Source organism: Psychrobacter sp. ENNN9_III (assembly GCF_001462175.1).
In the GTDB taxonomy this organism is placed as follows: domain Bacteria; phylum Pseudomonadota; class Gammaproteobacteria; order Pseudomonadales; family Moraxellaceae; genus Psychrobacter.
On record NZ_LNUO01000113.1, the window covers coordinates 1 to 9,188 of the forward strand.

The following is a 9,188-nucleotide window of genomic DNA, read 5'->3' on the forward strand; positions in this document are numbered from 1 at the left end:
TGAATCGTAACGGCTTTACTTTATGCGAGATTTATAAAAATGTAAAATCGTCACTAAAACCTAAATTAACTAACGAGTGGAAACTTTGGTCCCATCTTTACGACTAATCGTCAGCCCTGTAAAGCCAAATATCAATGTCAATAGCAGCGACAGGTAACAGAAAAACGCATAAGGCAGATAATCCAGCACTGGCACGCCTAATGCTTGACTGATAAACACGCCACACACACTCCAAGGTACGAGTGGATTGATTACCGTCCCTGCATCTTCAATGGTGCGAGATAAGTTCTTTGGATGTAAGTTTAAGCGCTCAAATATCGGACGAAACGCTGTACCTGATAGCAGAATACTCAAATACTGCTCACCGATGAGGACGTTGATACTTAGTGCTGACATGGCTGCGGCAAATATTGCGCGTCCCGAGCTGGTCAAAGTGTCTTTGATACCTGATAGCAGCGCTGGCAGGATACCTAAAGCGCTCAGCAATCCACCAAGACTAAGAGCCAATATCACAATCATTTGAGTAAAGAACATGCTTTGTACGCCGCCGCGTGAGAGCATACCGCCAACTTCTCCAAGATCTAATGTTTCAGCGGGCGCATAACCGGCAAAGAAATACCCACCCAATTGTCCAATGCTTGGTGAACTGTGCAAATAGGTGACAATCAATGCTGCGATAATGGTACAAATAATGGTATAAATGGCGTTAACCCGAAACACGGCTAATCCAACAAGTACCACAAACGGTAATACTGCATAACCATGCACCAAACCACTGTCGATCAGCTGTCCTTGTAACACCGTTACCTGACTTAAGTCCCCGCTGACCGTCTGTCCTGAGAAGAACCAAAAAAGTATGACCGTCAGTATCCACGCAGGTACTGTGGTATACATCATATTGCGAATATGCTCAAATAAATCGATCCCCACCACTGATGAAGCGATGGTACAAGTATCAGATAATGGCGACATCTTATCACCAAAAAACGCCCCTGATACCACGGCGCCAGCAGCAATAGCGACATTGGCATCAAACGCATTACTCATTCCAATAAATGCCACGCCCAAGGTCGCCGCAGTGGTCAAACTACTGCCCAATGCAATACCGATGATTGAGGTAAGTACAAAGGCTGATATGTAATAAAACTCTGGTGAGATCAGCTCAAAGCCAAAGTACATCAGTGTCGGTATGGCGCCGGACATCATGAGTGCAGCGACCATCAAACCAATAAAGAAAAACAGATAAATCGCACCAATACCGCGCATTACGCCCGAGGCCATTTGTCCTTGCATGTCATCAAAGCTTAGACCTTTGAATAGACCAATAGCCAATAACACACAGATAGCGAGGATTAGAGATAAATGAGGCACCCAGCCAAAGCCTATCATGGTAATACCCATAATAGCGATGACAGTGGTGGCAATAGTAAATGCTAGTCTAGGTGAAAACTGAGTGAGTATTTGTGGCGGCATCACACATCCTTAGATGACCAGTTGAAGTTGGTTTAGGGTTGGCTTTGAGTATGGCAAGTTTACTGAGTCGCTTTGATTATTGCTACCCTCATTACTTACTGTATAGGCTATCTGTCTTTGCTGCCATGATAAAATCATTGCGATGCAGACCTTTGATACTGTGCGACCACCAAGTAACCGTGGCTTTGCCCCACTCTACCAATATGCCAGGATGATGCCCTTCGGCTTCCGCAATATCTGCCAGCTGATTGGCAAACGCCATTGCAGTAATGAAGTTTTTGAATTTATATTGGCGTTGTAATTGATTGATACCATTGACTTCGATAAGCGACCAATCAGGAAGTTGTTGTAACAGCTCGCGTGCTTCAGTATCTTCGACTTTTGGGGCGCCGACACGGCAGGCTTCGCAGCTGGCTTGAGATAAGGCTTGTAGATGCTCAGTCATAGTAAATTCCTTTTATTTTAACTATTGAGTTGTTGTTAAATGTACGTCCATGTTGACGTGATTGTTTATTTAAGCAGACAATGTTTAAGTGTTCTTAATTAAGCTATCACTTTCTTTAATGATCAGTTGATTAAACAGTCAATTGATTAAGCAATTAACTGGTTTCGACTTTATAGGTTGGCTCAAACATTCCAAGCGACATCGCTTGCTTGACCACGCCCATAATATCGCTATTTACGATGTCAAACAGCGTATCCAAATCGTCAATGACATAGTAGATAGGCTGAATATGATCGATACGATAAGGGGTACGTAACACATCTAGTAAATCGAAAGCTCGATGCTCAGGCTGATGATGGGATTGATGATCTGATTGATTTTGAGTCTCATCATTGAGGGCATAAATAGTTTCATAAGGGGAGCTTAAGATGCCACCACCATAAATTCGGCGAGTATCTCTCGTGTGCCCGACCAAGCCAAACTCAATAGTAAACCAATAAAGGCGTGCTAAAAATAGCCTTTCTTCTTTACTAGCATTAAGCCCAAGCTTGCCATAAGTTTCATTAAAAGTAGCAAATGCAGGATGAGTCAGTAGCGGACAGTGCCCGACAATCTCGTGAAAGATATCCGGTTCTTCTATATAGTCCATGTCATCAAAACGGCGGATAAAGGTCGCAACGGGGAAAGATTTGTTGGCTAAGAGTGTGAAGAACTTACCAAAGCTAATTAAAGCTGGTACGGCGGCCGTTTGCCAACCTGTGGCCGCTTGCAACACTTCATCAATAACATGTAATTGTGGAATACGATCCGACGGTAGATTGAGCTTTTTAAGTCCATCTAGATATGCTGTGCAAGCACGATTGGGTATTTGCTCGGCTTGACGCTCAAGGAGCGCTTGCCACATGGCATGCTCATCATCACTATAGTGAATATGACCATGAGCATCAGGTTGATGCGAGAGATAAGGTTGTTTGTTTTGGCGTTCCATGCCAGCATTCCTTTTGCTATTCGTCCGTTTTATTTAGACCAGTACTTTGGTAACACAGTGTCTTTGCTAATACAGTGTCTTTGCTAATACAGTATTTTTGCTAGTACGGTGTTTTAGTAATATAGCGTTAATGGTGGCAAGACAAATTCCTTTTTGTCCTGCCATGTTTGCTTAATGGTTAAATTTACTCTGTTTCTGTCTCAGACTGCCCAATAGCGCCGCGGCGCACTTGATCGCGCTCTATTGATTCAAACAGCGCTTTAAAGTTACCTTCGCCAAAGCCTTCATCGTAATCGCCTTTACGTTGGATAAACTCAAAAAACACTGGGCTACCTAAGATAGTTTCAGAGAAAATCTGTAATAGTAGACGCGGTTTGCCGCCTTCAGTAGTACCATCTAATAAGATGCCACGCGTTTGCAATTCAGAGACGTTTTCGCCATGATTTGGTAAACGCTCGCTTAGCATTTCATAATAAGTAGCCGTTGGCGCGGTCATAAGCGGTATGCCCGCCGCTTTTAGTTTATCGATACTGGCAAATAAGTCATCACTGGCTAAGGCAATATGCTGAATACCTTCGCCATTAAACTGCATCAAATACTCTTCGATTTGTCCGCCGCCCTGCTTAGACTCTTCATTTAATGGAATACGGATTTTGCCATCGGGCGCGGTCATGGCTTTACTGGTCAGCCCTGTATATTCGCCCTTAATATCAAAATAGCGGATTTCACGGAAGTTAAAGATGCGCTCATAAAAGTTTGCCCAATAAGCCATGCGACCACGGTAGACGTTATGAGTCAGGTGGTCGATGACTTTAAAGCCGTGTCCAACAGGGCGTCTATCAACATCTGGGAAGAACTCAAAGTCGACGTCGTAGATAGACTCACCATCTTTAAAACGGTCAATCAGATAAATCAGTGAGCCGCCGATACCTTTGATGGCAGGAAGTCTTAGCTCCATAAATCCTGTCGGCACCTCTACTGGCTGGGCACCATTTTCAATCGCAAGCTCGTAAGCTTTTGCAGAATCTTTAACACGAAAGCCCATGCTACAGGCTCCTGCTCCATGCTCTTCAACGAAGTAGCTGGCCGGGCTTCTTGGCTCGCGGTTCAAGATGAGGTTGATATCACCTTGACGGTATAAAGAGACATCTTTGGATCGGTGATTGGCAACATGGGTAAAACCAAGTTGCTCAAAAAGTGCTTCTACCGCTTCAGGTTGTGGCGAGGCGAATTCGACAAAATCAAACCCTTGCAATCCTACTGGGTTTTCAAATAAATCTGCCATTGTAATCATCCTTAACGTTAATCGGTGGTATAAAATTCACATAAAAAGTTGTATATATCAATGCAATATATTGACGATATACTCATCTTAGAGTAGCTTTATTTATAAGACTAATTGTTTTTTTTAATTTATTTATCAGGTTTACTTATGAATATCAGTATTCGTCAGCTCACAGCTTTTATCAAAGTCGCTGACAGCGGCAGTTTTACACGTGCCAGTGACCAGATGTATTTGACCCAATCTGCGGTCAGCGGACTGATTAAAGAGTTAGAAACCAGCCTTGGAATCGTGTTGTTTGATCGTACCACTCGCCAGCTATCTTTGTCGGTCGTAGGCAGACATTTATTGCCGCAAGCGCGGCGGGTACTTAATGAGATGCATTTATTTGAAAATGAAGCGAGCAGTCTGATGAGTCTTGCGCAAGGTCAAGTCAGGCTAGCGGTATCGCAGTTCGCCGCCTCATCTATGCCTGCGGTCATCGCTCAGTTCGCCAAAGATTATCCTGATATCAGCGTGTCTTTATTGGATTGCTCTGCAGAAAACGTCCTGCAACACATTCAAGATATTGAGGTAGATCTAGGTGTCGGTACGGAGCTTGGTTTGATGGAAACTGAGGATGATATTAGTGCTGATTTGTTGTATGAGCTGCCATTTTGCATAGTGATGCCAGATAATCATGCGTTGGCTCAAAAAAAAGAGGTGGTATGGAAAGATTTAATAGATACTCCACTCATTACCTTACAAGGGCCTTTTATTGAGCAAGTGACCGCTGAGCTAGATGAGACGGTTGCCACGCATATTCAGCAAGCGCGCTATAAAGTAAACTTTATGTCGACAGCGCTTGAGATGACGCGTCAGGGCTTTGGTATTACTTTATGCTTGCCTTATATGCCAGAAGTCATTGATTGGGTAAGTGCCAATGGCCTACAAATGCGCCCACTTGCACAGCCCGTTAAAGTGCGTAGGTTCTTTATATATCAGCGTTCATCGCGAGCGCTATCGCCTGCCAGTATCGCCTTTAAAGAGTTTTTGCAGACTTATTTTGCAAGCCATTTTAACGATTATAAAGGGAGCTAGCGTAAGTAGACGCTATTTTTAAATGGATATTAGCCCTTTAATTGGCTAAAAATATATTTAGATGATCAAATAGCTCATCTAATCAGTTAATTAATCAATATGGTTGAATCTAACGTTGAGTTAATTGTCAATCTGGTTTATGCTTTTTGGCGGCTTCGTGTCTATTCTTGTGCTTTATTTTATTCTTGTAAGGAAAAAAAATGTTTGAACGTATCGACTACTACGCGGGTGATCCAATCTTGGGGCTGATGGACAAGTTTGCAAAAGACAGCAATCCCGATAAAGTAAACTTGGGCGTGGGTGTGTACTACGACGAAGACGGTAAAATGCCGGTACTTGAATGTGTAAAAACTGCCGAACAGCGCATTGCAGACCCTGTCTCTCCGCGTCCTTATTTACCGATGGCAGGACTGCCAGGTCACCGTAAAGGTTGTCAGGAACTGTTATTCGGTAAAGATGCACAAGTATTAAAAGACGGTCTTGTCGCTACCATCGCTACTATTGGTGGCTCTGGCGCATTGAAAGTAGGTGCTGAATTTATTCATGAATGGTTCCCGCAATCTAAATGCTATGTGAGCGACCCAACATGGGGCAACCACATTGCTATCTTTGAGGGCAGTGATGTTGAAGTTGGCAAATACCCCTACTACGATAAAACCACTGGCGGCATCAAATTCGATGAGATGATTGCGTTCTTTGAGACGTTAAACAAAGACGATGTTCTTTTACTTCATCCTTGCTGCCACAACCCAACGGGCGTGGACTTGACCAAAGAGCAGTGGGATCAAGTGCTAAACGTCATTCAAGAGCGCGAGCTGATTCCATTCATGGATATCGCTTATCAAGGTTTTGGCGAAGATATGGACAGCGATGCTTATGCTATTCGTAAGGCAGTCGATATGGGTCTACCGCTGTTTGTCAGCAACTCATTTTCCAAAAACTTATCGCTATATGGCGAGCGTGTCGGTGGTCTATCAGTGGTTTGTCCAACTACCGATGAAGCCGAGCGCGTCTTTGGTCAGCTGACCTCTATGGTGCGCCGTATCTACTCAAGCCCGCCATCACACGGTGGACGCGTGGTTGATATCATCATGAATGATGAAGCCTTGCACGAGCAATGGATCGGTGAAGTTTATGGCATGCGTGACCGTATCAAAGCCATGCGTATGAAGCTTAAATCTGTACTAGAGGCCAAAATCTCTGATCGTAACTTTGATTACCTGACCAATCAAAACGGCATGTTTAGCTTTACAGGATTGACGCCTGAGCAAGTGGAACGCATGCAAAGCGAGTTTGGTATTTACATGGTTTCCAATTCGCGTATGTGCGTCGCTGGTTTAAATGTCGATAATATCGACTATGTCGCCAATGCCATGGCAGAAGTATTAAAAGATTAATGCTTTAACCCAATGTTATAAATAGATTTAAAAGCTGGGCGCTTGCTCAGCTTTTTTTATTAGTTTTTTTTGACATTAATCAAAGATAGTCCAAAAAATTATATAACTAGAAAGCCGTAATATGTTACGCTTATACGATATTGAGCAATCGCTCAAAAACACTTAGATTATACCTTGCTGTCAATAATTCGATATTTAACTTTGCTCCACCACTAAGCCGGACCTTTCATGATTAAAAGAATATTTTTAATACTGTTAATATTGATATTAGCGGCAAGCTTTTTTTATTTTGATCTAAATCAATTATTAACGCTTGACGGCTTAAAAGGGTCGATGGCGCAATTTAACGACTACAAAGCGCAATCGCCACTGCTGATTATCGGTGGGTTCTTTTTACTTTACGTCGTCGTCACCGCCCTATCCTTACCGGGTGCAGCTATTTTGACTTTGGCAGCTGGGGCATTATTTGGCTTATGGCAAGGTTTATTGGTCGCCTCATTTGCCTCTAGTATTGGCGCAACCTTAGCGTTTTTGGCTTCACGTTACTTACTGCGTGATACCATCAAACAGCGCTTTCCTGAACGCTTAGCAGCCATTGATGCTGGCGTGGAAAAAGAAGGCGGGTTTTACTTATTTACCCTGCGCCTTGTGCCGATATTTCCGTTCTTTTTAATCAATTTACTCATGGGTGTCACTGCTATTAGAGCATGGACTTATTATTGGGTCAGCCAAATTGGTATGCTCGCGGGTACTTTTGTATTCGTTAATGCTGGTACGCAACTGGCGCAAATTGACAGCTTGTCAGGGATTTTATCGTTTAATTTAATTGTCTCATTTGCGTTGTTAGGCTTTTTCCCACTTATCGCAAAAGGGATATTGAATATGCTAAAAAAACGCCGCGTCTATAAAAACTATAACAAACCTAAAAAATTCGACCGTAATATGATCGTGATCGGGGCTGGTGCTGGCGGACTGGTCACCAGCTATATCGCGGTGACCGTCCGTGCAAAAGTGACATTAATCGAAGCGGGCGAAATGGGTGGCGACTGTTTAAACTATGGCTGCGTACCCAGTAAAGCCTTGATCAAAAGCGCGAAAGTCGCCGAACAGATGCGCCATGCTGAGCGTTACGGCTTAAAAAATACACCACCAACGTTTTCATTTAAAAACGTCATGAGCCGTATCCATAAAGTCATCGCTGATATCGCTCCAAATGACAGCGTCGAGCGCTATACGGACTTGGGTGTCGAAGTGTTAAAAGGCTACGCTAAGTTCATCGACCCGTGGACAGTAGAGATTGCGCTAAACGATGGCGGCACGCAGCGACTAACCGCACGCTCCATCGTTATTGCGACTGGCGCGCGTCCATTTGTACCAGACTTGCCAGGTTTGGAAGAAACTGGCTATGTGACCAGCGATACTATATGGAACAAGTTTACCGAATTAGAAGAAGCGCCGAAAAAGCTGGTGGTACTTGGCGGCGGGCCTATCGGCTCTGAGCTGGCGCAAGCCTTTGCACGCTTAGGCTCCAATGTGACCCAAATCGAAAGAGGCGCGCGTCTTATGAAAAAAGAAGACGTGGAAGTCTCAGAATTTGTGCAAAAAGCACTCACTGAGAGTGGCGTGAATGTCTTAACCTCGCATCAAGTGATACGCTGCGAGATACGTGACGACAAAAAATATATTGTGGTGAAACACAATGAGACAGAAATCGTGATTGAATATGACGAATTAATTTGTGCCGTTGGACGTCGTGCGCGCTTAGAAGGTTATGGCTTAGAAAGCTTAGAAATAGAAACTGAACGTACCATCGAGACCGATGACTATCTAGAAACCCTCTACCCCAATATTTACGCGGCTGGTGATGTCGTTGGTCCTTATCAGTTTACTCACGTGGCCTCTCATCAGGCATGGTACGCCGCCGTTAATGGTTTGTTTGGACATCTAAAGAAGTTTAAAGTCGATTACCGCGTGATTCCGTGGACGACTTTTATTGATCCAGAAGTCGCACGCGTGGGCTTAAATGAGCAAGAGGCTATTGAAAAAGGCATCGATTTTGAAATTACCCGCTACGACTTTAAAGACTTAGATCGTGCGGTGACAGAAAGCGCCAACGCTGGCTTTATCAAAGTCATTACGCCAAAAGGCAAAGATAAAATACTCGGCGTGACCATCGTCGCTGAGCATGCTGGGGATATCATGCCAGAATTTATACTGGCGATGAAACATGGTTTAGGTCTGAATAAAATACTCGGCACCATTCATATGTATCCAACGTGGGCGGAGGGTAATAAATACGCGGCTGGTGAATGGAAACGCAATCATGCGCCTGAAACGGTATTAAACTTACTTGAGAAATACCATACATGGCGTCGAGGTTAATTAACCTTCCAGTGAAACTCGATGCTGTTGCAATTCATTAATTTCATCGTCTTTTAGACGATCGATTTTTTTAGAAATAAGTGCTGTTGGGATAAATTTTTTGAAGCCTCTGGAGTGACGAAGTCACACAGCAAGCGAAGA

Annotated in this window: 7 protein-coding genes; 3 read left to right on the plus strand and 4 right to left on the minus strand. The window is 43.7% G+C overall.

Annotated features, from left to right (window positions below; genetic code table 11):
• Positions 1 to 69: 69 nt before the first annotated feature.
• The 4 genes from PENNN9_RS07125 to hppD form a co-directional block, all read right to left on the minus strand.
• Positions 70 to 1,473, minus strand: a complete 1,404-nt coding sequence (locus tag PENNN9_RS07125) for a Na+/H+ antiporter NhaC family protein (RefSeq protein WP_058369009.1) — start codon at positions 1,471 to 1,473, stop codon at positions 70 to 72.
• Positions 1,474 to 1,564: 91 nt separating this feature from the next.
• Entirely contained in the window at positions 1,565 to 1,918 is a 354-nt protein-coding gene (locus PENNN9_RS07130) for a 4a-hydroxytetrahydrobiopterin dehydratase (protein ID WP_058369010.1), read from the minus strand.
• Between the two features lie 154 nt (positions 1,919 to 2,072).
• Positions 2,073 to 2,906, minus strand: a complete 834-nt coding sequence (gene phhA / locus PENNN9_RS07135; protein WP_058369011.1) for a phenylalanine 4-monooxygenase — start codon at positions 2,904 to 2,906, stop codon at positions 2,073 to 2,075.
• A 184-nt stretch (positions 2,907 to 3,090) separates the two neighbouring features.
• On the minus strand, positions 3,091 to 4,191 hold the full coding sequence (hppD, locus tag PENNN9_RS07140) for a 4-hydroxyphenylpyruvate dioxygenase (protein ID WP_058369012.1): 1,101 nt from the start codon (positions 4,189 to 4,191) through the stop codon (positions 3,091 to 3,093).
• Between the two features lie 147 nt (positions 4,192 to 4,338).
• Between hppD and PENNN9_RS07145 the strand changes: the two genes are divergently transcribed.
• From PENNN9_RS07145 to PENNN9_RS07155, 3 genes are all read left to right on the plus strand, one after another.
• Positions 4,339 to 5,268, plus strand: a complete 930-nt coding sequence (locus PENNN9_RS07145) for a LysR family transcriptional regulator (RefSeq protein WP_058369013.1) — start codon at positions 4,339 to 4,341, stop codon at positions 5,266 to 5,268.
• Between the two features lie 200 nt (positions 5,269 to 5,468).
• Complete coding sequence (locus tag PENNN9_RS07150; RefSeq protein ID WP_058369014.1) at positions 5,469 to 6,665, plus strand: aromatic amino acid transaminase; 1,197 nt, start codon at positions 5,469 to 5,471, stop codon at positions 6,663 to 6,665.
• A 228-nt stretch (positions 6,666 to 6,893) separates the two neighbouring features.
• On the plus strand, positions 6,894 to 9,047 hold the full coding sequence (locus PENNN9_RS07155) for an FAD-dependent oxidoreductase (RefSeq protein WP_058369015.1): 2,154 nt from the start codon (positions 6,894 to 6,896) through the stop codon (positions 9,045 to 9,047).
• Positions 9,048 to 9,188 lie beyond the last annotated feature (141 nt).

Coding starts and splice junctions, on each gene's coding strand:
- PENNN9_RS07125 (WP_058369009.1), bottom strand. CDS start 1,473: ATGCCGCCACAAATACTCACTCAGTTTTCACCTAGACTAGCATTTACT.
- PENNN9_RS07130 (WP_058369010.1), bottom strand. CDS start 1,918: ATGACTGAGCATCTACAAGCCTTATCTCAAGCCAGCTGCGAAGCCTGC.
- phhA (WP_058369011.1), bottom strand. CDS start 2,906: ATGGAACGCCAAAACAAACAACCTTATCTCTCGCATCAACCTGATGCT.
- hppD (WP_058369012.1), bottom strand. CDS start 4,191: ATGGCAGATTTATTTGAAAACCCAGTAGGATTGCAAGGGTTTGATTTT.
- PENNN9_RS07145 (WP_058369013.1), top strand. CDS start 4,339: ATGAATATCAGTATTCGTCAGCTCACAGCTTTTATCAAAGTCGCTGAC.
- PENNN9_RS07150 (WP_058369014.1), top strand. CDS start 5,469: ATGTTTGAACGTATCGACTACTACGCGGGTGATCCAATCTTGGGGCTG.
- PENNN9_RS07155 (WP_058369015.1), top strand. CDS start 6,894: ATGATTAAAAGAATATTTTTAATACTGTTAATATTGATATTAGCGGCA.